At 62.1% G+C, this 23106-nt stretch carries 17 protein-coding genes; 9 read left to right on the top strand and 8 right to left on the bottom strand.

The window, feature by feature from the left end:
• Positions 1-423 precede the first annotated feature (423 nt).
• The 3 genes from PQQ51_RS06345 to PQQ51_RS06335 all read left to right on the top strand — a co-directional run bounded on the left by PQQ51_RS06345 (position 424) and on the right by PQQ51_RS06335 (position 4592).
• The gene (locus PQQ51_RS06345) at positions 424-1083 is read left to right on the top strand and encodes a ThuA domain-containing protein (RefSeq protein ID WP_408495751.1); all 660 of its coding nucleotides are present in this window, start codon (positions 424-426) and stop codon (positions 1081-1083) included.
• A gap of 108 nt (positions 1084-1191) precedes the next feature.
• Complete coding sequence (locus PQQ51_RS06340; RefSeq protein ID WP_408495746.1) at positions 1192-2979, top strand: thiamine pyrophosphate-binding protein; 1788 nt, start codon at positions 1192-1194, stop codon at positions 2977-2979.
• 14 nt (positions 2980-2993) lie between these two features.
• Complete coding sequence (locus tag PQQ51_RS06335; protein WP_408495744.1) at positions 2994-4592, top strand: GMC oxidoreductase; 1599 nt, start codon at positions 2994-2996, stop codon at positions 4590-4592.
• A gap of 63 nt (positions 4593-4655) precedes the next feature.
• On the opposite strand, the gene PQQ51_RS06330 is transcribed toward PQQ51_RS06335, so the two are convergent.
• From PQQ51_RS06330 to PQQ51_RS06310, 5 genes are all read right to left on the bottom strand, one after another.
• Positions 4656-5738, bottom strand: coding sequence for a LacI family DNA-binding transcriptional regulator (locus PQQ51_RS06330; protein WP_408495742.1), 1083 nt, complete (start codon positions 5736-5738; stop codon positions 4656-4658).
• A 205-nt stretch (positions 5739-5943) separates the two neighbouring features.
• Positions 5944-7035, bottom strand: a complete 1092-nt coding sequence (locus tag PQQ51_RS06325; RefSeq protein WP_408495740.1) for an ABC transporter ATP-binding protein — start codon at positions 7033-7035, stop codon at positions 5944-5946.
• 2 nt (positions 7036-7037) lie between these two features.
• Complete coding sequence (locus PQQ51_RS06320; RefSeq protein WP_408496085.1) at positions 7038-7823, bottom strand: carbohydrate ABC transporter permease; 786 nt, start codon at positions 7821-7823, stop codon at positions 7038-7040.
• Positions 7824-7932: 109 nt separating this feature from the next.
• Positions 7933-8796, bottom strand: coding sequence for a carbohydrate ABC transporter permease (locus PQQ51_RS06315; protein ID WP_408495738.1), 864 nt, complete (start codon positions 8794-8796; stop codon positions 7933-7935).
• A gap of 178 nt (positions 8797-8974) precedes the next feature.
• Positions 8975-10732: a thiamine pyrophosphate-binding protein gene (locus PQQ51_RS06310; protein WP_408495736.1), complete on the bottom strand. Its 1758-nt coding sequence runs from the start codon at positions 10730-10732 to the stop codon at positions 8975-8977.
• Positions 10733-11004: 272 nt separating this feature from the next.
• On the opposite strand from PQQ51_RS06310, the gene PQQ51_RS06305 reads away from it, so the two are divergent.
• Positions 11005-11907, top strand: coding sequence for a helix-turn-helix domain-containing protein (locus tag PQQ51_RS06305; protein WP_408495734.1), 903 nt, complete (start codon positions 11005-11007; stop codon positions 11905-11907).
• An 85-nt stretch (positions 11908-11992) separates the two neighbouring features.
• On the top strand, positions 11993-12769 hold the full coding sequence (locus PQQ51_RS06300; RefSeq protein WP_408495732.1) for a DeoR/GlpR family DNA-binding transcription regulator: 777 nt from the start codon (positions 11993-11995) through the stop codon (positions 12767-12769).
• On the opposite strand, the gene PQQ51_RS06295 is transcribed toward PQQ51_RS06300, so the two are convergent.
• On the bottom strand, positions 12766-13779 hold the full coding sequence (locus PQQ51_RS06295; protein ID WP_408495730.1) for a glycoside hydrolase family 3 N-terminal domain-containing protein: 1014 nt from the start codon (positions 13777-13779) through the stop codon (positions 12766-12768). The two genes, PQQ51_RS06300 and PQQ51_RS06295, sit on opposite strands and share 4 nt — an antisense overlap.
• A gap of 5 nt (positions 13780-13784) precedes the next feature.
• Positions 13785-14831 carry a glycoside hydrolase family 3 N-terminal domain-containing protein gene (locus PQQ51_RS06290; protein WP_408495728.1) on the bottom strand — a complete coding sequence of 349 codons (1047 nt, stop codon included), beginning with the start codon at positions 14829-14831 and terminating at the stop codon, positions 13785-13787.
• A 347-nt stretch (positions 14832-15178) separates the two neighbouring features.
• Between PQQ51_RS06290 and PQQ51_RS06285 the strand changes: the two genes are divergently transcribed.
• Positions 15179-16165 carry an alpha/beta hydrolase family protein gene (locus PQQ51_RS06285; protein WP_408495726.1) on the top strand — a complete coding sequence of 329 codons (987 nt, stop codon included), beginning with the start codon at positions 15179-15181 and terminating at the stop codon, positions 16163-16165.
• 73 nt (positions 16166-16238) lie between these two features.
• Positions 16239-16640, top strand: a complete 402-nt coding sequence (locus PQQ51_RS06280; RefSeq protein WP_408495724.1) for a RidA family protein — start codon at positions 16239-16241, stop codon at positions 16638-16640.
• Positions 16641-16692: 52 nt separating this feature from the next.
• Here the strand turns inward: PQQ51_RS06280 and PQQ51_RS06275 are convergent, their stop codons facing one another.
• Positions 16693-20172 carry an ATP-binding protein gene (locus PQQ51_RS06275; protein WP_408495722.1) on the bottom strand — a complete coding sequence of 1160 codons (3480 nt, stop codon included), beginning with the start codon at positions 20170-20172 and terminating at the stop codon, positions 16693-16695.
• A 318-nt stretch (positions 20173-20490) separates the two neighbouring features.
• On the opposite strand from PQQ51_RS06275, the gene PQQ51_RS06270 reads away from it, so the two are divergent.
• Positions 20491-22155, top strand: a complete 1665-nt coding sequence (locus tag PQQ51_RS06270) for a methyl-accepting chemotaxis protein (protein ID WP_408495720.1) — start codon at positions 20491-20493, stop codon at positions 22153-22155.
• 551 nt (positions 22156-22706) lie between these two features.
• On the top strand, positions 22707-22958 hold the full coding sequence (locus PQQ51_RS06265) for a hypothetical protein (protein WP_007178686.1): 252 nt from the start codon (positions 22707-22709) through the stop codon (positions 22956-22958).
• The last annotated feature ends 148 nt before the right edge of the window (positions 22959-23106 follow it).

Genomic DNA, 23106 nt, shown 5'->3' with positions numbered 1-23106 from the left:
CCCTGCATCACCGGCTTCGACGCGATATGGCGGACATTTCAATCGATATTCAACTGGACCACTAAATTTTCGGCGCGCGTCACCGCAAAGGCAATTTCGCACCCGCATTCGAAGTGACGCACTGTGGCGCACCGACGAGACGCAGCGCCTGCAAGCACGATCAGATCGACGCGTGACCTCCGCGAGTTGCGCCCGCATGACATGCAGTATTTGGAATCAAATTTCCGAATTCAATTTCGCGGATCGCAAAAGCTCGACGCCATGTGACGCACGCCTTGCGTCGCTCCGCGCCGCTCCCATCCGATAAACGGGAAAAGGCGCCCAACCCAGGTCTCTACCCACTTGACACCTTCAATTTGAAGTCGCAGCATTCAACGACTTATACGTATAAGCCAATCGACATCCCCTCACAGGAGTTTGATCATGACACGCGTTCTTCATCTTTACGGCGGCTGGCCGGGACACTTCCCCTACGAGGTCGCCGCATGGACTCGCGAGCTATTCAGGGAGCTCGACTGGGACGTCGAGGAATCGACGGACATCTTTACGCTCGACCGTGATCTCACCCTATTCGACCTGATCGTGATCGGCTGGAACAACGCGGTCACAACCGAGACGCTGACGACGTCGCAGGAAAACCGCCTGCTCGAAGCGATCGAAAAGGGGACAGGACTCGCGGCCTGGCACGGCGCCGCCGCGTCGTTTCGCGCCAGCCTGCGATATCACATGGTGCTGGGTGGATCGTTCGTTGAACACCCCACCGGCGAAGGCTACCCGCATCCCTACATGGTCAACGTGACGGATCGCTCGCACCCGGTCATGCACGGTGTGGAGGACTTCGAGGTCCGCTCGGAACAGTACTACGTGCAGGTCGACCCGAATAACCACGTGCTGGCGGACACCACGTTCGACGGCAACCCGTTTCCCTGGCTCAAGGGCAACAAGTGTCCGGCAGCGTGGGTCAAGCAATGGGGCGAAGGCCGGGTTTTCTATCACTCGATCGGACACGACACCGGCAATCTGTCGGACCCCAACGTACGCCGGATGACGCGGCAAGGTCTCCAATGGGCGGCCCGTACCTGACTGCGAGTTTGCATCAGGAACATCTGATTCGTTTCAGCGAAAGCGCAGTGTTCCGCCCGGGCGTGTCATCCCGCGCGGCTCTTTATCTCACCTTTGCAGGATCTGGAAATGGCAAAGCTCACAGGCAGTCAAATCGTCGCTCAGACGTTGAAGAACTACGGCGTTGAATACGTGGCCGGGATACCCGGTCACGGTATCTGGACGCTCACCGACGCATTTCTCGAGAAGGATTCGGAAATCCGTTTCATCCAGGTGTTCCACGAACAAAGCGCTGTCCATCTGGCAGACGGCTATTACCGGGTCGCCGGCAAGCCGATGGCCGCGGTCACGTCGATTGGCGCGGGCGCCAGCAACACCGTGATCGGTATGGCAACCGCGTTCACCGATTCGACCAGCGTGATGCTGATCACCGGTGGGCCGCCGACGCACATGCGCGGACACGGTCTGCTGCAGGAACTCGAACGCTACACCGACAACGACTTCCCGAAGATCGCCGAGGCAGTGTCGAAGCGTCACTGGGTGGTGCAGCGCGTCGAGGAACTGCCGTTCGTCATGCATCGCGCGTTCAGTGCGATGGTGACGGGGCGTCCGGGCCCGGTTCACGTCGAGATTCCGATGGACACGCAGGCAGAAGCCGCCGAAGTCACGCTTCACGATCTCGAAGAGCGTGTGCCGGTCGGCAAGGTCTTCCCTGATCCGGCCGCGGTGAGCAAAGCCGCGGACGTACTGCGCAGCGCGAAGCGCCCGGTCATCGTGATCGGCGGCGGTGTGATCACCGGTGAGGCGTCGGCCGAAGTACTCGCGCTCGCCGAGAAATGGAAAATCCCCGTTGTCACCACATGGAACGGCAAGAGCGGCTTCCCTGAGGATCACGAACTGTTCGCCGGCAGCGTCGGCCAGACCGGTACGTTGTGCGGCAACAAGGTCGCGTCGACCGCGGACGTGATTCTGGCCGTGGGCTGCCGCTTCACCGACTGGTCGTCGTCGAGTTATGCGAAGGGCGTCACGTTCTCGATTCCGCCTGGCCGCCTGATTCATATCGACATCGACCCGCATGAAATCGGCAAGAACTATCCGGTCGCGGTCGGCATTGTCGCCGATGCGAAATATGCGCTCGCGCACATTGTCGACGCGCTGAAGAGCGACTCGGTCGAACGCGCCGAGTATCTGGATCAGGTTGCCGGCTACAAAGCCGAATGGGAAGCCAAACTGGCGACCCGCCGCGACTCGGATCGTTTTCCTTTCACCTCGCAGCGACCGCTCGGCGCGTTGCGCAAGATCTTCCCGCGCGACACGATCGTCGTGGTCGGTTCGGGCAACACCCAGGGCGCGGTCAAGCAGACCTTCCCGGTGTACGAACCGCGCACCCATCTGACCTCGGGCGGATTCTCGTCAATGGGCTGGGCCGTACCGGCTGCAATCGGTGCAAAGCTGGCGGCGCCGCATCGACCGGTGGTTTGCGTGCTTGGCGACGGCGACTTCCTGATGACGTCGCAGGAAATCGCTATCTGCGTGACGAACAACATTCCGGTGGTGTTCATCGTTCAGAACAACGCGGGCTACATGTCGATTCGCGGCGGCCAGCGCAAGCAGACGAGCCGTCATATCGGCACCGAGTTCAATCACCCGGACGGCACGCCGTATTCCCCGGACTTCGAAGCGCTCGGCAAGGCGTTCGGTCTGAAGTCGTTCCGCGTGAACAGCAACGACGAGCTCGAACCGATCCTGCAGGAAGCGCTCGATTCGAACGCGCCGGTACTGATCGAGATTCCCACCGATCGCGACGCGGCCGGTCCGTGGGTGCCGGGCTGGTGGGACTTCCCGATTCCGGCGTACATTACCGATGAACGCCAGGACGAGTACACGCAGTTCCGTCAATCGGAACAACATCTGTAAAACGAAGAGGCAGTATGAGCGATGCAACGATTGTTCATCGCGCAGTGTCCGACTTTGATGCCTTCGCGCCGATCACCCGGCGCGAAGTGCAGACGGTCGTTCCTGGCGACGATGGCGTGATGACCTGCGACGTAGTAATCATCGGCTCGGGGATGGGCGGATCTACCTTCGCCCACAGCCTCGCCGGACAGAACCTCGATGTGCTGATCGTGGAGCGCGGCGATTTTCTGCCCCGTGAGATTCAGAACTGGACGACCGAATCCGTCTTCGGCGAGGGGCGCTATCGCAACGCCGAGCATTGGATCGACGACAGCGGCAAGCCGTTTTCGCCAGGCGTTTTCTATTACGTCGGCGGCAATACCAAGGTATTCGGCGCGATGCTGCCGCGCTTCCGTGAAGCCGACTTCGGCACGATCGAGCACGCCGAGGGTGTGTCCCCGGCGTGGCCGATCACCTATGCCGATATGGAGCCGCACTATGCCGCAGCCGAGCGGCTGTATAAGGTCCACGGCCAGCGAGGCAGCGATCCGACCGAGCCCTGGCGCTCCGGCGACTATCCGTTTGCCGCGCTCGAGCATGATCCGGCGCTGCATCGGCTGCACGCTTCAATGCAGGCTCAAGGCTTGCAGCCTTTTGCGATGCCTGCCGCGGTCGATTACGGCGATGGCCGGCCATGCGTACTCTGTTCGACATGCGACGGCTACCCTTGCATGGTCGATGCCAAGGCCGACGCGGAAGTCTCTGCACTGCGCCCGACGGTCGCCAGCGGCCGCGCGCGATTGATGGTTCAGACGAAGATCGACCACCTCGTTATGTCCGCCGACGGCAGCAGGATCGAAGAGGCTCGTGGTACCCGAAACGGCTTGCCGGTTCGCATCAAAGCGAATCGATTCGTGCTGGCATGCGGTGCAGTCAATTCGTCGGCGCTGCTATTGCGATCCGCGGACAAAAACCATGCGGAAGGAATCGGCAATAGTTCGGGACTTCTGGGCCGCAACTACATGGTTCACAACAGCACGTTCATGCTCGCGGTCGATCCACGACGCTTCAACCAGGTTTTCTTCCAGAAGACGCTCGCGATCAACGACTGGTATCTCCCGTCGAAGTGGAATAGCTTTCCACTCGGCAACATTCAGATGCTCGGCAAGATTCGCGAGCCGATGGTGACCGGCATGTATCCGTGGTTGCCCAAGGCCGTATCGCGCTATGTCACCGACCATAGCGTCGATCTCTATCTCACCAGCGAAGATCTGCCGGACCCGGAGAATCGCGTGACGTTCAATGCGCAGCAAGGCCGGATTCAGGTGCGCTGGCGCCCGAACAATCTTCGAGCCCACGAAGAGCTCGTGAAAAAAACGATCGCGATGATGCGCAAGGCCGGGTATCCGTTTGTCTTCACAAAGCGTATGGGCATTGCCACCAACTCGCACCAGTGCGGCACCGCTTTGATGGGCAAGGATCCCGCGAAGAGCGTCCTCGACACGAACTGCAAATTGCACGACGTCGACAACGCATGGATTGTGGATAGTTCGTGGTTCCCTTCGTCCGCGGCAGTCAATCCCGCATTGACGATTGCCGCCAACGCCATTCGCGTGGCGCAGACGTTTCGCTGAAAAACGGCAACGCGGCAACTTGGCAACGACGAGCCGGCGTGGCCGAATGGCCTGCCGGTTTTTTTAGCTGCGTTTTTTCCGCCGAGGTTTTGTCGTCGAGCGAACGACTAACTCGGTCGGCAGGATGATCCGGGTGGCGGGAGGCCTCTTCGAAGGCGGCGCATTCAGTAGTTCTGTCAATAGGCGCGCAGCGTGCCGGCCCTTTTCGATCAGAGGCTGCCGAATCGTTGTCAGACCGGCGGCCGCCGCCTCGGGAATATCGTCGAATCCGATCACGGACAGTTGGTCTGGAACGGACACCCCGCGCTCATTGGCGATCGTCAGGAAAGACAGCGCCATCACGTCGGACGTGGCGGCCACTGCGGTCAATCCCTTGCTCGCCAGGATCTGTTCGGCCGCCCAATCGCCGGACGCGCGATCGAATCCGCCCGCCTCGATGATCACCATGTCGTCAAAGCCCAGGCCCGCGGCTTTTCCCGCCGACAGATATCCTTCGAGGCGAGCTCTCACCACATTTTCCGTGGACTGCTGGAAGCGCTTTTGCGTGACCGGCCCTCTCAATCCATCAGGTCTCAGACGATCGGCAATAATGCCGATCTTGCTATGACCGAGGTCGAGAAGATGTTTCATCTGGATCACGCCTGAGCCGAAGTCGTCGATGCCGACGAACGGCGTGCCTTCGATAATCGGTGCGTCGACTACGACGAACGGAATGTTCTGCTTGCGCGCCATCGCGACGACCGGGTAGTCGTCCGGCAAGTTGTACGCGATCAGGCCGTCGACAAACCCCCGCACCGCGAGGCTGACGCTGCCAGGTTCCCCCGACTGATTGACCAGGTCTTTTTGCAGCGGAAATAGTGCGAGAGCAACGTTCGCGAGTTCTCCGATTTCGCCTATCCCACGCAGGAGCCCGGTAGTTGACGGATCGATAAAAGCATAGGGAAGCTCGTCGGAAATCATCAGGCCGATTGCGCCGACGCGCCCGGAGCGCAGACTGCCTCCTCGAACATTCGGACCTGGATATCCGAGCTTCCTCGCGACCTTCAGAATGTGTTCACGCTGAGCCTCGGAGATCTCGGACGGCTTGTTATAAGCGTACGAAACAGCCGGCTGCGAAACCCCCGCGGCGAGCGCAACATCCTTCATCGACACTGTTCGTTTCATTTCGAAAGAGGGCATCCAGTCCTTGTAGTGCCGAGAAGGATATCGTACAGGCAGTGTCGCGTGCGCCTTTCAATCGTCGCATGTGGCCGCGAGCGTCCGACGTGCCTGAAAAGGCCGTGCGGGAATCGAAGCTGCCAGTACATCGGCAGCCAAAATCCCGGTCAATGCCCGTCCCGTCTTTCGATCGTCACGCCACGCGCTCTTCCGTCACCGCGTCGAATATCAGAGCCTTATTCGGATTCGCACTCAGTCGCACGGTTTCGCCCACCTTCCCCACGCCAGGCGCGAACCGGGTCATGAGCGGCTCACCCGCTGCGGAAACCAGCACGAAGTTGTCGGCGCCGGTCGGCTCGACCACATCGACTATCGCCTCGAAGCCGTCGCTGTCGGCGTTCAGCGCGAACCACTCCGGCCGGATGCCGAGTACGATCTCGCGCCCGATATGACGCTGCTGTGCAATCGACAATTGTCCCAGCGCAATTTTCAACGGACGCTTCTTGTCCGGACCGCCGACAAACGTGGCGGCCGCTCCATCACCCTGAAGTTTGCCCTTGATGCAATTCATCGCGGGAGAGCCGATGAAGCGCGCGACAAACAGGTTATTGGGCCGGTCGTACACGTCTTCAGGCGTGCCGATCTGCTGAACTTCTCCGCCCTTCATCACCACGATCTTGGTGGCGAGGGTCATCGCCTCGATCTGGTCATGCGTGACGTAGACGGTGGTCGTGCCCACACGCTGATGCAGCTTCTTGATCTCCGCGCGCATATCCGTGCGCAGCTTGGCATCGAGGTTCGACAACGGTTCGTCGAAGAGGAAAATCTTGGGCTCGCGAACCATCGCGCGGCCCATCGCAACACGTTGCCGTTGGCCGCCCGACAACTGGCTCGGTTTCCGGTCGAGCAACTGGTCGAGTTGCAGGATCGACGCCACGCGTTGCACTGCGGCTTCCTGCTCGCTCTTCGATGCGCCACGCACTCGCATGCCGAACGTCAGGTTCTTTCGCACGGTCATCGTCGGATAAAGCGCATAGGACTGGAACACCATCGCGATATCGCGTTTAGCGGACTCGATGTCGTTCACGACGGTGCCGTCGATAATAATTTCGCCGTCGGATACGGGTTCGAGCCCCGCGATCGCGTTCAGCAACGTCGACTTGCCGCAACCCGAAGGCCCGAGGAGAACCAGGAATTCTCCGTCATCGGCGTCGATGCTGATGGCTTTCAGGCAAGCCACGTTGCCGTAGTTTTTACGAACATCCCGAATATGCAAAGAAGCCATCATTACCCCTTGACCGCGCCGGCCATCAGCCCGCGCACAAAATATTTACCAGCCAGAACATAAATGACCAACGTGGGCAACGCGGCCAGCAACGCCGCCGCCATATGCACGTCGTACGGACGTTCACCCGCGCTCGCACTCACCATGTTGTTGAGCGCCACCATGATCGGTGTGTTCTGCCCGCTCGTGAACGACACGCCGAACAGGAAGTCATTCCAGATGCCGGTGAATTGCCAGATCACGGTCACCACGATCATCGGTACCGAAAGCGGCAGGATGATATGGCGGAAGGTGGTCCAGAAACCCGCACCGTCGACTCGCGCCGCTTTGATCAGATCCTGCGGCACCGTCATGAAGTAGTTGCGGAAGAACATCGTCGTAAACGGGAGGCCGTAGATCGTATGCACAAGAACGAGTCCGCCGATATTTCCCGAGAGTCCCAGCACACCGAGCGTCTTCGCGAGCGGAATCAGAACGGCCTGATACGGCGTAAAGCTGCCGAACAGAATGATCCCGTAGACGAAACGCGATCCCCTGAAATTGAACTTGGTCAGCGCGTAGCCGTTGAGCGCGCCGAACAGCGCCGACAGCACGACGGCCGGCACGACCATCAAGACGGTGTTGAAGTAAAAGCCGCGCAAACCCACGCAATCGACGCCGACACACGCGTTTTGCCACGCGTCGACCCACGGCTGAAAAGTCGGTCTCAGCGGCACGGAGAGTATCGAGGTCGAACGGATCTCCGCCATGTCCTTCAGCGACGCGAACACCATCACCACCAGCGGCATGATGAAGAACGCAGCGAACGCGATCAGCACCGCGTAAAGAACGGCGCGGCTGACCGTCCGGGTAAGGGTCCGGCGGCGATTTCTGGGGCGCGCCGGACGATGGGCGAGATTAGAGGCTATCGTGGTGCTCACGCTTAAACTCCGAAAAGAGATACGGAACAATAATGACGACCACGACCAGCAGAATCATCACGGAACTCGCCGCGCCTTGAGCCAGTTGGCCGCGGCTGAAGGTGAGGTTGTACATGAACGTTGTCGGGAGATCGCTCGAGAAGCCGGGGCCGCCATTCGTCAGCGCAACGACCAGATCGAATGAGCGCACAGCCTGATAGATGAGAATCACGATCACGCTGAACACCGACGATCGGAGCATCGGAATGATGATCGTCGAGTAGATGCGGAACACACCGGCGCCTTCCATCTGCGCCGCTTTGACGATTTCACCGTCGACGCCACGCAGTCCTGCGAGAAAAATCGCCATCACAAAGCCGGCTGTTTGCCAGACCGCAGCGATCACCAGCGTATAAACCGCCATTTTCGGATCGATCAGCCAATTGATATGAATACTGGTCCAGCCGATGTCGTGAAAAAGCTTTTCGAGTCCGAGGCCGGGATTCAAAATCCACTTCCACGCGGTACCGGTCACGATCAACGAGACCGCCATCGGATACAGGTAGATCATTCGGAGCGTCCCTTCGGCGCGCACCTTCTGGTCGAGGAAAATCGCGAGCAGCAGACCGATGACAAGCGAGATGACCATGAACGCCACGGAGAAAAGACCGAGGTTGACGACGGCCACATTCCAGCGATCGGAGTTCCACAGGCGCACGTACTGCGCGAGTCCGACGAAATCGTAATTCGGTGCGAACTTCGAATTCGTGAACGAGATCAGCACCGACCAGCCGATAAACACGTAGACCGCAATAGTCAGCACGACGATGCTCGGCGTCAACGTAACGACCGCGGGATTCAAAAACTGCTTGCGTCGCGGCGACCGCGACTTTGCGCGTCCGTTCGCATCTCCGGACTTCAGAGATACGTTCAGTCTGCGACTCGTATCTACTTCCATAAACTCGCCTCTGTAGTAAGACATCAACCAAAAACGGAACGCGGCGCGCTGGATCCATGCATTGCCGAAGTGCCCAATACGCTCACTCGACAGCACTCCCTTCGGGACGGCGCGTCGGATTCTTTTCCACCGAATATCCGGAACCTCCGCAAAAGCCCGCGAGCGACGCGTAGTCTTCACGGGCAGTCAGAATTTCCACGAGCGCCGGTCCGCCGCTCGACAGCGCGCCTCTCAATGCTCGTTCGAGTTGAGATTCATGCTCTACGCGCCAGGCCTCCAGTCCGAAACTTCGAGCGATGTCGGAGAAATCCGGTGAATAGGGTCTTCCGTTGGGCATGTTGAATTCAGAGCCGACATGCCGGCCCAGAAGCTTCTGTTGCAGGAACCGGGTCGACATGTGTCCGCAGTTATTCAGCACGACGAACACCAGCGGCAAACCGTGCATCACGCACACGGCCATCTCCGGAAGAGACTGGAGAAAGTCGCCGTCGCCGACCACGCATACGACATCCTTGGCCGGCACCGCCAGTTTTGCGCCGATGGCCGCCGGAACCGCCCAACCGACCGCGGGCGAATTCGCGCAAGTGAGTTGGGTGCGCGGCAGGTACGCGCGGAACACCTGCTGAACGGCCATCAACGCGGTGCCTGGTCCTGCGACGACAACTCCGTCCCGCTCCATGACGCGTTGAAGCACGCTGATCGGCCGTTGCGCCGAAAATGGCGTCTTGAGCACCGACGAGCGCTCTGCGACGAGTTGCAGCCACTGCGTCTTCAGTGCTTCTATCGTCGCGAGCCAGCGCTCGTGTCGCGACACAGCGCGCCGCGATCGCTGGGGAGATATCGCAACGGACATGTCGCGAAGCGCGCGGGTTGCATCTGCATGAAAGTCCAGCTCCCAGCTTTGATCGTCCTGCGGGGGGGCGAGAGAAACGCGGATCAGCATCCGTTCGACCGAATCGCCGGCCGCATGCAGTACATCGGGAATGCCGGCCCAATCGGCGTCCTTGCAGCCCACCACGAGAAGCAGGTCTGCACGCGCGAGAATCGAATTGCCGACCCCAGTACCGAAATTCCCGGCGGACAGCCCGCTAATCGGATGGTCTTCGGGTACGACGCCCTTCGCGCCGGCCGACGTCACCACCGGCGCGCCGAGCCGGGTTGCCAGTTCGAGGAGGGCGTCTTTCGCATCGATTGCTTCGGTCCCGATCCCCGTCCCCACGAAGATCGCCGGCCGCATTGACGACAGCAGCAGTGCCACCGCCTTTTCGACCAACCGAGGATCCGCTGCCGGCGGCTCTGCCAACTGTTGCGCATGGAGCGCATGCATGTCGATCTCGAGCGGCTCGCTTTGAACATCGAGAGACACCTCCATCTGCACAGGCTTTGGCTGACTCGCCAGCAGCACGCCAAACGCAGACTGCAAAACATCCGGCAACTGCGCTGCGTTCTGCACACTCCAGCGCGTGACACCGCTACTGTTGACTAGCGGACCGCGTTCGGAAGAGGACGCGTACTGCGCAGGCCCTGCAAAGCTGCGGCCACTTATCATCAGCGCCGCGCTGGCGTGCGCTTCCATCACAGTCATGTCTGTCGGCATCGGCATGTCGTTGCCGCTTACCCCGCCGATGAGCGCCATAGGCCGGCCGCACGCACGATGGAAGCCGTCGGCGAGGTGGACGGCGCTCCTCGACTGCATCACCTGAATGAACGGGATTTCCCTGCCGCCATCGAGAAATGCGTCCAGCAGCGGCAGGCAGTCTCGGCCCGGCACACCGGCCACGTACTGGACGCCGTAGTTCTTCATTGCTTGCGCAATGACCTGTGCGCCCGTTAGCTTCAATCTCGTCTCCTTCGGATTTAGCGTCTCATGCGGCGATCCGCTCAAAGACACCGCCTGCTCGTTGGAGAGGAGTATTTGCTACTAAAAAAATGCACTCAATTTCGCAGACGGCACAAACGAGACGCACTGTGACGCACGGAAAGCAGTACACTGAATCACGGCAAGGCCTGCTGGCCCGTGGCGACTCACGTCGCTAAAACAACGTGGTTTTCGCGGGGTTTTTATCAGTTGGCATAGCGCCGACGGGCGCGTACCATCCGGCGATTCACAGCGTGGCCAACCCTGGCTTGCTCGACATTCCCGCTAAACAATTCGGCACAGTCCGAAGCTTTTCCCCATACAAAGACATGGACCGACAGCAAGACCTCGCAAATCTCGCCACTAACCTGTCTCTGCTGGTGGCTTCGTTCGATTCGGTCGCGGACTTCTGCCGCAAGCTCAACGTGAATCGTCAGCAGTTCAACAAATATCTTGCCGGCTACCATGTTCCTTCGCAGAAGGTCCTTCTGAAGATATCGAAGTTCTTCCTGATGGAGCCAGGCGATCTGTTCATGCCGCCTGCTGAATTCCGCAGCTTCTATGAAGGCCTCGAATATGAACTTCCGCTCGACCTGAAGTCGGCCCCGCAATTCGTAAGATTTTTGCCGCTGATCAAATCGTCGGTTGCGCCGCTGCAAGACTTCCTCGGCGTCTATCACCGGTATCACAATTCGTCGATCTACAAAGGGCGGATTCTGCGCTCCGTCACCTGCATCTATGAACACGATTCGGCCGTGCGCTACGTGACTGTCGAGCGTTTCCCATTGCAGGACAGCACCAACAAGGTTGCGTACTCCTTCACTTATCACGGGTTCTGCTTCCTGCTCGGCGACCGGATTTTCATGATCGATTTCGAAGGGCGTCAGAAAAACGAAATGACCTTTTCCGTGCTCACGCCACAACATCGGCGACCCATCCGGTTCCTTTATGGCGTGGTCACGGGCGTCGCCTCGTCCTCCTTCCGGCAACCGTTTTCAACGCGCCTCGCTTTGTGTTTCGTCGACCGTGGTTCCATTCGGAAGAAGCACCTCCGCGAAGCAACGGTTCTGCTGCCAAGCGATCAATCGTTACCGCTGGAGATACGCGAATACATGACCGGTGACCAGTCAACCATGGTGTGGGGTGGAGAAGGTTGACAACCCGCATCCAGGCGTAAAAATGCAATCGCCTACTCTATAATGCGCGGTATTGCTCAGTACAGCTCGCTTATAGGGTTCGTCCATGCTTACTTACGAGGCGCTTCCAGATGAGCGTCAGCAGTACATCCGCTCGCTGCTCGCATCAAAAGGGAAGGTATTCGCGGCGGATCTGTCCGCGAAATTCAGCGTGTCCGAACACACCATTCGCCGCGATCTGAGCGATCTCGCCAAAGCGGGCGCATGCAGAAGAGTGTACGGGGGCGCGGTCGCCATTCCGCCTAACGACGGCAACCTGCAGCATCGGATGGAGCGGGAACCCGAGCGCAAAGACGCATTGGCGGTTGCCGCCATTTCGCTGTTGAACGACAACCAGTGCGTTTTTCTCGATACCGGCAGCACGAACCTGTCGATCGCGCGAGCGATTCCAGCCGATCTCAAACTCACTGTCGTGACCAACTCGCCGGTCATCGCATCCGCGCTGCTGGAAAAGGACAACGTGACGCTGATCGCGCTGGGCGGGCAGGTCGATAAAACGATTGGCGGCACGGTCGGCGTGCTTGCGGTCGAGGCGATTCAGAGGCTGTCGTTCGACCTCGCATTTCTCGGCGCGTGTGCTATCGACGCGCAGGAAGGATTGACGGTCTTCAGTCTCGAAGACGCGTCATTCAAACGGGCCGTCGTGACCCGAAGCGGAACAGCGGCGATAGCCGTGATCAACGAGAAGTTGCTCAGCGTCGCGACGCATAACGTCACGTCTATCGACAGCATCTCGACCATTATCGTCGAGGCCGATGCGCCGAAAAAACAGATTCGCGCATTTACCGACCTCGGTGTGCAAGTACTCGTCGCATCCCATTAGACGGTGCGCGCAGTCAACCTGTAGACCGCACCGGCGGCTGATTCGAGCCGCGACAAATCGAGCTTGCCGCCCTCGACCGCCGCGACGATCGCGTTTGCGATCTCCCCGATGTGCGGCACCGCATTCGGAGACAGCAGCAGCAGATCGGCACCGGCCGCGAGTGAGGCAACCGCGGTCTCGGCGACAGAGCGGTTGCCGATAGTCGCCTTGTGGTCGAGATCGCACGTCATCACGAGTCCGGTGAATTTCAATTCGCCCCGCAAGAGCGCGATCAGGTCAGCAGATAGCGATCCCGCTACGGCCGGCTGAAAAGCCTCGAAGCGCGCCGGCCCCATCATTACCGCACTCGCACCCTCGTCGATTCCCGCCTGGAAAGCGCCCCATTGAGCGCGTAGTTCGTCCAGCGACAGGGGCACCGTCGCATCGTCTTTCGCCGGATGACCTCGCAACACAGGGTGTCCGGGAAAATGCTTCAGCGTGGTGTTGAGACCCGCACGGCGCGCGCCGCGTATGTACGACCGCACCATTCGCGACGCGGTCGACGGATCGTCGGCCAATGTGCGGCCGTCGAGCCATTGATTGCCACCGGTCAGCACGTCGGCGGTGGGGGAAAGGACCAGGTTGATGCCCGCCTCGGCTACGCCACGCGCCGCCTCGAAGCAGGCCTGCTCCAACTCGGCCTCCGGCATGCGTTGCGCCGCGTCGCGCGCCGGCAACTTCGCAGCAACCCCTTGCAGCCGATGCACGGCGGCAATATCCGCATCGGCCGCCAAGATCAACTCGCCGCCTGCGCGTGCCTTCAAGGTTTTGATTGCGTGATGCCAGGCGTCAGGCGTTTCCCGCCTGAGCCGTTGTTCGCTCATTCGCCCCGACACATACTCTTCGCCTGTCTCGCCGAACAGAAGGCTCTTGCCTCCGTTCTCCAGAAAGCGGGAAATTGAATCGTCGGCTTCGAGTGTTTCGAGCACCGGCAACAGCACCGCATGCGCATGGCGGGAGAGTTCGCTCATGATGGTTAGCCGCCCAGGTTGCCAGCGATACCGGCGTCATGCCCGGTTTCCAGTTGGCGCGCGAGGGACCGCACGCGCCGCGCTGCGTCGGCGAGTCGTTCGTGCGCGAGCGCCCCGCTCTTCACCGCGTCGACGATCGTCCGGACGATCGTGTCGAGGCCTGCCTGGCTCGACACGAGCAGGAGGTCGGCGCCCGCCACCAGCGATGCCACCGCGACTGCCTCGACCGTTCGTCCGCGCAAGATACCCGGCGCATCCAGGTCGTCCGAAATGATCAGGCCTTGGAAACCAAACTGATCACGCAGCAAGGACAGCGTTTCACGAGACGTACTGGACGGCTCGTTGGCGTCGACAGCCGGCACCAAAGCGGGACCGGACATCACGGCGCTGACGCCGGCGCCGATCACGTCCTTGAACACGACGAGACTTGGCTCGAGTTGGTCCAGCGTGGCCTCGACGATCGCCTCATGAAGCGCCGGATCGAGTCGGGTCAGCGGATGACCGGGGAAATGCTTGGCCGTCGCAGCAACACCGGCGGCCTGAACACCGCGCACAAACGCGCAGGCAATGCGGCTGACTTCGGTCGGATCGACGCCGAGATTGCGCCCCTCGAGCCACGGGTTGATGCCGGATACGACATCGACGATCGGTGCGAGAAACAGATTGACGCCCAGCGCGCGTGCCGCTTTCGCTACCGCGGCCGACTGCCGCGTGATTTCATCCGCCGACAGCTCGCGGGCCTTGTCGAAGTCCGGCAGCGAGGGCGCAAGCTGATGAAGGCGCTGGATGCCGCCAAGCTCCTGGTCGATCGCAATGATCACACCCGCGCCGGCGCGTTCGCGCGCGAGCGCGGTCATGCTTTCGAACTGCTCGGCCGACTCGTTCGCACGCCGCTCGTCGCTCATTGCGCGCGCCACATATTCTTCGCGGCTTTCGCCGGGGAGAAGCGAAACGCCGCCGTTGTCCAGATAGCGCAGCACGACGTCGTCGAGTTCGAGGCCGCCAAACGCTGGGAGCAGGACCGCGTGAGCGTCCTGGATGAGATCGTTCAAGGCAATATCTCCGGTTGGTAAGACGCGCGCTATCGGACAAGATCGCGATCTAAGCTAGAAACCGGGCATTGATCGTTATAGCGCGTTTTAGCGCAGTATAGCCCGTTTTATGCATGGCGCAAGGACTTATTGACACCCGATTATGCTCGGTTATGCATGATTTGGGGGAACGTATGCTGGCTCTACCGATGGCCTACGAAACTTGAACACGGTTAGCCGACGGGTGCGCACGCGACATGGGAGGCGTTGCGCCCGACACGCGCTTGACCCGCATGCGTTCCGGTGTTTTGATCTGATCGCGCGAAAATACCGCGCGCGACAGAACAACAATGCCGAGGTGTTCGCTGATGCTCTTCACCCATCCCACACGCGCGCTGGCGCGCAGTCTGATCGCGGCGACCACGATGACGATCGCGCTCGCCGGCTATACGGCTTCGGTTTGCGCGGACGAACGCGACCCCGTCGCCGAAGATATTCACGAGACCGTCGTTCAGGTGCCGATGACCGAGCATGGTCTGTTCGGCGAGCACACCCGCGAACTCGTCGCGACCACCTATATGCCCGACGGAGCCGGGCCGTTTCCGCTGATCGTGCTGAGCCACGGCAGTCCGCCAAACGCTCGCGATCGCTTCAAGGTCGGCCGCTTCCGCAAGCTCGCGCAGATTCGCGAGTTCGTGAGTCTCGGCTTCGCCGTGATCGTGCCGATCCGCCGCGGTTATGGCGCCACCGGCGGCGAATACGCGGAGGGCACCGGCTCGTGCCAGAACCCCGACTTCGAAGGCGCCGGGCAAGCGGCCGCGCAGGACCTGCTCGCCGCCATCGCATTCGCGGACAAGCTGCCGCAAGTCGATCGCGACAAGGTCGTCCTGGTCGGACAATCGGCGGGCGGCTTCGCGTCGCTCGCGGCCGCGAGCTATGCGCCGAAGGGACTCGTCGCGGTGCTTAACTTCTCCGGTGGACGCGGCGGCGATCCATCACGTCATCCGGGCCAGCCCTGCGGACCCGAGAAGATGGCGCAAACGCTCGCGCACTTCGCATCGACCACGCAGGTTCCGGTGCTGTGGCATTACGTCGAGAACGATCAGTACTTTGCGCCGGAGGTCGTCAAAACCTGGTTCAGCGCGTTCGAAGCCGCGGGCGGGCATGGGCAACTGGTGTACGAACCGCCGTTCGGCCGGGACGGTCACGGCATGTTTTCGGTGGATCGTTCGATCCCGATCTGGCTGCCGCATGTCGAGCAGTTCCTCGGCCCCATCGTTACGCTAAAGCAAAGCGCATCGCCGACACCGCCCGCCCCCACCGCGCGCGCCGCCGGTCCCGACCCGACACCGTAAGCCGCGCTGTCGCCGGACTTTTGATCGGTTAGCCTAGCGCCTCGTCCATTCCTCGACACTCGCGCGCTCCGCCATGACCTCAAGCCCCACTTTCTGGATGATCCCGTCCGCGCCGACGCCCGTCGGCCCGTTCTCTCACGCGACCGAAACGGACGGCTGGGTATTCCTGACCGGCCAGATGCCGACCTCGCCCACCGACGACGACGCACCGCTGCCGGAAGGTGTCGTCGCGCAAACACAGCGCGTGATGGACAACCTGGTGCTCGTCCTGCAAGGCGTCGGGCTGGGTTTGCAACACGTGGTTGCCGCGCGGATCTTCCTGACGGAATTCAAGCGCGACTATGCGTCGATGAACGCGGTCTACCGCGCGTACTTCCCCGCGGACGCGCTGCCCGCCAGAACCTGCATCGGTGTCACCGGACTGGCGCGCGACGCATTGGTGGAGATCGACTTCATCGCGAAGCGGCCTGCCTGAATCGACGCGGCGTGGGAGCGGTGAAAGCCCACGCGCGGCGAGCCGGTCTCGCTCAATGCATCGATTCCTCGTCCAGTCCGAAGCGATCGCATAGCGCCTCGTGCAGCGAGACCGCGCGTTCGTCCATCTCGGTCGTCCAGGCTTCGCTCGTATCGCACAGCCGTTGCAACTCGCGGCATCGCTGCGCGAAGTGCGGCTCCTGAACGAGCATGAACGCGCCGGACGCGCTATGCGCCCAGTCGCGTAACGCCTGCTGGTTTTCCTCGTCGACGATCGCCAGCAGTCGCGGCAAATCTTTTTGCAGATGCGCCTTGAGCATCGCCGTATAGCGCGCTTTGTCGTCGGCGCTTAACGTCATGGGTGTTGCGTCAAACGACGTTTCATCGCTCGCGGCAGCACCCGGCCGCGCGGACAGCGCCGCCAGCAACGCAGCCTCCAGCTCACCCAACGACGCCGGTTTGGCCACATAACCGCTGAAGCCGCGCTCGCGCCATCCTGCGCCCGGCTGTTGCTCGGTCACCGCGCTAAACGCCAGCACCGGCACGTCGGCACCCGACTCACGCAACGCGGCGAGCAACGCGTAACCGTCCATGACCGGCATGTGGATGTCGGTCAGCACGATGTCGAAATCGGCCTGCTCAAACGCGTCGAGCGCCTGGCGGCCATCGCCGGTGATCGTCGGCGCGCAGCCCAACGCGTCGAGTTGTTCGACGATCAGCGTCTGGATCAGCGAATTGTCTTCTGCAATCAGAACCTTCAGACCGCGCAGCGCCGGATCGGGCACTGCTGCCGGCAACAGGATCGATGTCGACACCACTGCGGAGCCGGCCGCCGGGATGGCGGCAGCACCGGCGACAACCGCGCCCCCGGTAGCGAGTTCCACCGCCGACAGAATCGCCGTGCGGCTGAATTCCGTCGCTTCGAGCACGCCCTCCGCACGCGAAGCGGGCCGATGCGGCCCGTTGCGCGTCACCCACACCGCACCGGCCGGCTGCACCGCGCGCAACTCCGCTATCGCGTCGAGCCCGTATTCCCCGGTGATCACGATCGCGTCCGGCCGGTTCACCCGCAACCAGGCTTGCGCACTGCTCATCGACGTGACTGCATGGTCCACCCAGCCGGCTCGCCGTAACCATTCGCCGAGCAGATGCCCCGACTCGCGCTCGCGGCACACCACCAGCACGTTGCCGCGGCGAGCGGGCTCGACAACCGGCTCGCGCAGCGCGTCAGGCGGCAGCGTGAGCGGAATCGATACGCTGAAGGCGCTGCCCACGCCCACCACGCTTTCGACCGTGATCTGGCCGTCCATCAGTTCGCATAACCGCGCGCAAATCGACAAACCGAGGCCCGTGCCGCCGTAACGACTCGACGTGCTCGCTTCGCCCTGCTCGAACGGCTTGAAGATGCGCGCCACCAGCGCCTCATTCATACCGATGCCCGAATCGCTGACCCGGCAAGCGAGAACCGGCCGTCCTTGCGAATCGTGCGTGACTTCGGCCTTCAGCGTGATCTTGCCGCACAACGTGAACTTGAACGCGTTGCTCAGCAGGTTGTTGACGATCTGCGCAATGCGCGTGCGGTCGCCGAGCAGCACCTGGTCGAGCGTCGGCGACAGATGGGAGTAGAAACGGATCGCGCGTTCGGCCGCCATCGGCACATACGAGAGCGCGATGTTTTCGAAGTCGTCGATCGGACGGAACGGCTCGCTCAGCAACTTCATCTCGCCGGCGTCGATCTTCGAGAAATCGAGAATATCGCTGACGATGCGACGCAGCGCATCGGCGGCGACGCCGAGCGCGCCGAGCCGCTGCGCGTGGACTTCGAGCCCCGGCGTGCGGGCGAACAGTTCGAGGTTGCCTAACAGCGCGTTCAGCGGCGTGCGGATTTCATGACTCATCGACGCGAAGAAATTCGAACGTGCGCGCATCATCGCTTCGGTGTTCTGCTGTGCGAGCCGCAGTTGCTGTTCAAGTGTGTGCTGCGCGCTGACGTCGAGAATCGCGCAGAACAGCACGTTTTCGCCGGCATAGCGGGCGGGGGCGTAAGTGAACTGGAGAAACTGCGTGCGCAGCGCGCCGTCCTCGTCCAGCGAAGCAGCGTGCGGCAACGCGGGCACGCCGAAGGCCGCGATCTTCGCAAACGATGCAACGGAAGGCTGATCGGGCCGCTGCGCGCGAAACGCCGCGCCGATGTGCGGCGGCAACCGGTTGCTGCCCGTTTCGATATGCAGCAAGGTTTCGGCAAGCGCGTTGGCCGTCAGAATCGAATAGTCGCTGTGCCGGACGATGCACAAGCCGACCGGCGTCGCGCTCACGAGAATCTGGTTGATCGTCTCGCTTTCGAGCGCGCGCGACGCTTCGGCGAACGCGTTGTTCAGCAGGCGCAGCCCCCAGTAACGCGCGGTCAGCGCAATCGTCAGCAAAGTCAGCAACATCAGCGCTGCGAGCACCGCCAGTTGCCAGCGGAGCGTGGCGATCAGCGCGCGCCACGAGATAAAGCCGACCAGCGAGCCGAAACCGTGCGGCAGCGGCTCGCTCAACACCATGCCGTCGTTGGTGTGCCGATACTCATCGAAGTGCGAACGCGCGGTCAGATCCTCCAGCATCTGCGTGGTTTGCGCATCGAGGGGCGGCGAAGACACGATCACGCGATGGTCCGCCGTCATCAGCAGTAGCGTGCCCTCGTTGGTGGGCCGCGCAAGATACGCGGCGAGCGCATCGACCGGCACGCTCATCACAATCAGCGTGACCGGGGTGTCGTCGGCATAGAAGGCGCTTACCGCCGAAATCACCGGCGTGCGTTGCAGCGGATCGAGATACGGACCGAGCCACACGCGTTCGCCCTTGCCGGGCACGCGCTTGCCGGTTTGCTTCAGCAGTTCGCGCTCGAGCGTGTCGCGCAGCTTGCCGACGGTTTCCGGTTGCAACGACGACGGATTCGCCGACGCACCGGCCGCGGCGCCGCTAGGCGGCACGGCAAGCGAAGGCAGAACCGCCGCGTAATCTTCGCTGAGCCCGATCAGGGTCGCGCGCTGTCGCAACTCGAACGACATCTGCGTCACCAGCGTCGACTGTGCCGCTTCATACACGCGCCAAAGATTCGCGCTGAAGTTCGGTCCCCAGGCAGCGCGAGTGGCTTCGCCCACGAACACGTCGAACTGCGCGTCGATCCCTTCGACCGTACCGCGCGCAAAACCGCTCTGCCGGATCGATTCGTCGACGGCACGGGGCGCGGACAGGACGTTGGCGGTGCCGTGATAGAAGGCGAGCGTGAATTCCGCGCGACGCAGAAACGACTCTTCGCGATTCAGGAGCAGCGAGATCGCGCTGGCATTCTGGACTGCAAAGTTACGCCGGTAATCGAGTTGCTTCGCGGCGGCGAGCGCCGCCAGCAGAAGCACGAAGATCGCGACGATCAGCATCAACGATCCGATCGTCGCGAGATAGAGGCGCCGTTGGCGCTTCGCGCTCTGGGCGAGCGATGCGAACGCCAGAGTCAGCGACTCCTGGGTACTGTCGAGGATCTTCTGCATCGGCTTGCGAAAAGGAGCACGGCTTGCGCAGGCGGACGGCGGCATCGTCGCCGTGACAAATGCATCTGCGATGCCTGCTGCGTGTTCGGGCGTTGGTTCGGGCGGAGTGTAGCGCTTTTAGAGGTAGCACGGCACGCATCCGGCACCGATTGCCCCAGCTCAACCGGTATGCATCAAGCAACCCTGCATTAACGGCTCAATGCCCGGAAAACCTGAGTGGTTTGCTGGGAATCCCTAAAGAGTGCGGGGGTAATGCCGTTAATTGCGGCATAGCCGTAATGACCGCGAACACTCGCGGACGCACCCGCAAGGAAAGCCATGCGCAACAATCAGCCCGTCAGTGGGCACGAATACGAATTCCCTTCGTCGCAGATGTTAGTGTCCGCGACCGACCTGACTGGCCGCATTCAGTACTGCAATCCGGCCTTCATCGCCGTGTCCGGTTACACGCGCGAGGAACTGATCGGCCAGCCGCATAACCTGATCCGCCATCCGGACATGCCGCGCGAAGCGTTCGCCGACATGTGGACGACGATCCGCGACGGCCGTCCGTGGACCGCGCTCGTCAAGAATCGCCGCAAGAACGGCGACCACTACTGGGTGCAGGCGAACGTCACGCCGGTGGTGGAGAAAGGCGCGGTCGTCGGTTATCTGAGCGTGCGCGTGAAGCCGGAGCGCGCCGCGGTGCGCGCCGCCGAGGCACTGTATGCACGCATTCGCAGCGGCGAATCGCGCGCGTTCAGATTGCATCGCGGCGTGGCGGTGCGCACCGGCCTGCGCGGCCGTCTGCAAGCGCTGATGCGTCTGCCGGTCACGACACGCGCGGCGCTCGGCTATGCGATCACGCCGACCGCATTGCTGCTGGCCGGACTCGCCGCATGGGGCGGCATGCCGCCCGTGCCGTTCTGGATCGCGTTCGGCGTCACCACGGCGGTCAGCCTCGTCTCCTGGCAGATGCTGACGCGACAGCTCGGCGCACCGATCCACGACATGTCCGGTTTCGCGACCCGTCTCGCCGCCGGCGATCTGACCGCCGATCTCACCATCGCGCGTCACGACGATCTCGGCGACGTGCTGCAGGCGTTGAATCAACTGAAGGCGAATCTCGCCGCGATCGTCTACGACGTGCGCGCGCAGATCACCGGCATGCTCGACAACGCGCGGGAAATCTCGAGCGGCAACGTCGATCTCGCGCGGCGCACCGAATTGCAGGCCGCGTCGCTCGAAGAAACAGCCGCCACCATGGAGCAGCTGACCACCACCGTGCAGGCCAACGCCGACGCCAGCGTGCGCGCGCTCGATCTGGCAAAAGACGCGCAAGCGGCGGCGGCTGTCGGCGGCAAGATCGCGGGCCAGGTCGAGCAGACCATGGCGAGCATCACGGCTGCGTCGAAACGTATCGCGGACATCACCGGCGTGATCGACGGCATCGCGTTCCAGACCAACATCCTCGCGCTGAATGCCGCCGTCGAAGCCGCGCGCGCGGGCGAAGCGGGCCGCTCGTTCGCGGTCGTCGCGGGCGAGGTGCGGATGCTGGCGCAGCGTTGCGCGGCGTCGTCGAAGGAAATCAAATCGGTGGTGGAGGCAAGCGCCACCGAAGTGGCGCTCGGCACCGAACTGGTCGCTCGCACCACCTCGCAGATGCGCGAGATCGACGAGGCGGTGAGCCGGGTGTCGTCGATCATCGTCGAGGTGGCGAATGCGAGCAACGAACAGGCCGAAGGGATTCGCCAGGTGAACCAGGCAGTCTCGCATCTGGATGGCGCCACGCAGCAGAACGCCGCGCTGGTGGAACAGGCGGCGGCCACCGCGCAGCGTCTCGCCGAGCAGGCCGACGTGCTGGACGAAGCCGTACGTCTCTTCACCGTTGCCGACGCGACACCCGCCCGACACACCGCCACGACGGCGCGCCCGACCTCCGCACCGGGATCGTCGCGGCACACGGCGCGCGAGCCCGAGTGGGATGAAGCCACAATGGTCTGATAGATCGGCGTTACTCCCACCTCGACAGTCCCATTTCGACACACCAGGATAGAACCGTCAGCGCCCATGGTTGCAAGGGCCGGCTGACCCGAGTAACAACGGCGTTTAACGGCCCGTCCTTTCCGGACGGGCTATTTTTTTGCGCGAGCTCCCGTCGCAAGCGTTTGGCCCAGGCTTACCACGCAAGCCCGCCGCACAAAACCGGCAAAGTCGGCGGCAACTTGAAGCGGACCGTACCCGCAAGACCGAAGAAACGGGTTTCGCCTAGCCGACGCATGCGTCACTGCCATGACAACAGGGCTCGAACAAGTGCACCGCGACGGGGCACGAAAAATGCATCCGTCGTTTCGTGGAGTCGCGTTAAACTGGCTGCGACGCTCACGCGTCACGCCGCTATCAGGCGGCGAGCCGCGCCAGGCAACGCGCAGCGCGGTGCGCCGGCAAGCATATAGCAGAACGGGCGAATTCCCAGGGTGTAAGTGTGGCGCGACAGACGGCGCGCAAACCTGCCCGTACAATGGTTCGATCAACAACGTAACAAGGACAACTCGATGCGCACTACCGGGTCCTCCGGGTCAATGGCCCTGCTCACCGAATACGACGACGCAACGGCGCGCGAACTCCGCTCGCTGCGCCTCGAATCGACCGAAGACGGCAAAGGCATTCTTCTGATCGAAGTCGACGAGCGCAAGCCAGGCATTCACCGCGAGGTGCGTTACGAAATCACGCCAGCCGAACTGATCGCGGCAATCCGCGCGCACGGCGCGGAGTTGCCGGGCGAACAACACAATCATCGTCAGTAAGTTCAGCTACGCGGCGCGCGCCCCCGCGCGCCCCGCCCGGCACCACACCCCCCCGCCGCCGGGCGGCGCCCCCCCCCCCCCCCCCGCCAACGCGAACCCCCCCCCCCGGGCCCCCCCCCCCGGGCCCCCCGACGCCGACGCTTACTTC

It is taken from the genome of Paraburkholderia xenovorans (assembly GCF_046030735.1).
Classification (GTDB): Bacteria; Pseudomonadota; Gammaproteobacteria; order Burkholderiales; family Burkholderiaceae; genus Paraburkholderia; species Paraburkholderia xenovorans_A.
This window is presented reverse-complemented; position numbering and strand designations above follow the sequence as displayed.

Bases quoted from the DNA above. Each gene is read 5' to 3' on its own strand.
- PQQ51_RS06325 (WP_408495740.1), bottom strand. From the start codon at position 7,035: ATGGCTTCTTTGCATATTCGGGATGTTCGTAAAAACTACGGCAACGTG.
- PQQ51_RS06300 (WP_408495732.1), top strand. From the start codon at position 11,993: ATGCTTACTTACGAGGCGCTTCCAGATGAGCGTCAGCAGTACATCCGC.
- PQQ51_RS06280 (WP_408495724.1), top strand. From the start codon at position 16,239: ATGACCTCAAGCCCCACTTTCTGGATGATCCCGTCCGCGCCGACGCCC.
- PQQ51_RS06335 (WP_408495744.1), top strand. From the start codon at position 2,994: ATGAGCGATGCAACGATTGTTCATCGCGCAGTGTCCGACTTTGATGCC.
- PQQ51_RS06275 (WP_408495722.1), bottom strand. From the start codon at position 20,172: ATGCAGAAGATCCTCGACAGTACCCAGGAGTCGCTGACTCTGGCGTTC.
- PQQ51_RS06340 (WP_408495746.1), top strand. From the start codon at position 1,192: ATGGCAAAGCTCACAGGCAGTCAAATCGTCGCTCAGACGTTGAAGAAC.
- PQQ51_RS06320 (WP_408496085.1), bottom strand. From the start codon at position 7,823: ATGCCGCTGGTGGTGATGGTGTTCGCGTCGCTGAAGGACATGGCGGAG.
- PQQ51_RS06285 (WP_408495726.1), top strand. From the start codon at position 15,179: ATGCTCTTCACCCATCCCACACGCGCGCTGGCGCGCAGTCTGATCGCG.
- PQQ51_RS06345 (WP_408495751.1), top strand. From the start codon at position 424: ATGACACGCGTTCTTCATCTTTACGGCGGCTGGCCGGGACACTTCCCC.
- PQQ51_RS06330 (WP_408495742.1), bottom strand. From the start codon at position 5,738: ATGAAGGATGTTGCGCTCGCCGCGGGGGTTTCGCAGCCGGCTGTTTCG.
- PQQ51_RS06265 (WP_007178686.1), top strand. From the start codon at position 22,707: ATGCGCACTACCGGGTCCTCCGGGTCAATGGCCCTGCTCACCGAATAC.
- PQQ51_RS06270 (WP_408495720.1), top strand. From the start codon at position 20,491: ATGCGCAACAATCAGCCCGTCAGTGGGCACGAATACGAATTCCCTTCG.
- PQQ51_RS06295 (WP_408495730.1), bottom strand. From the start codon at position 13,779: ATGAGCGAACTCTCCCGCCATGCGCATGCGGTGCTGTTGCCGGTGCTC.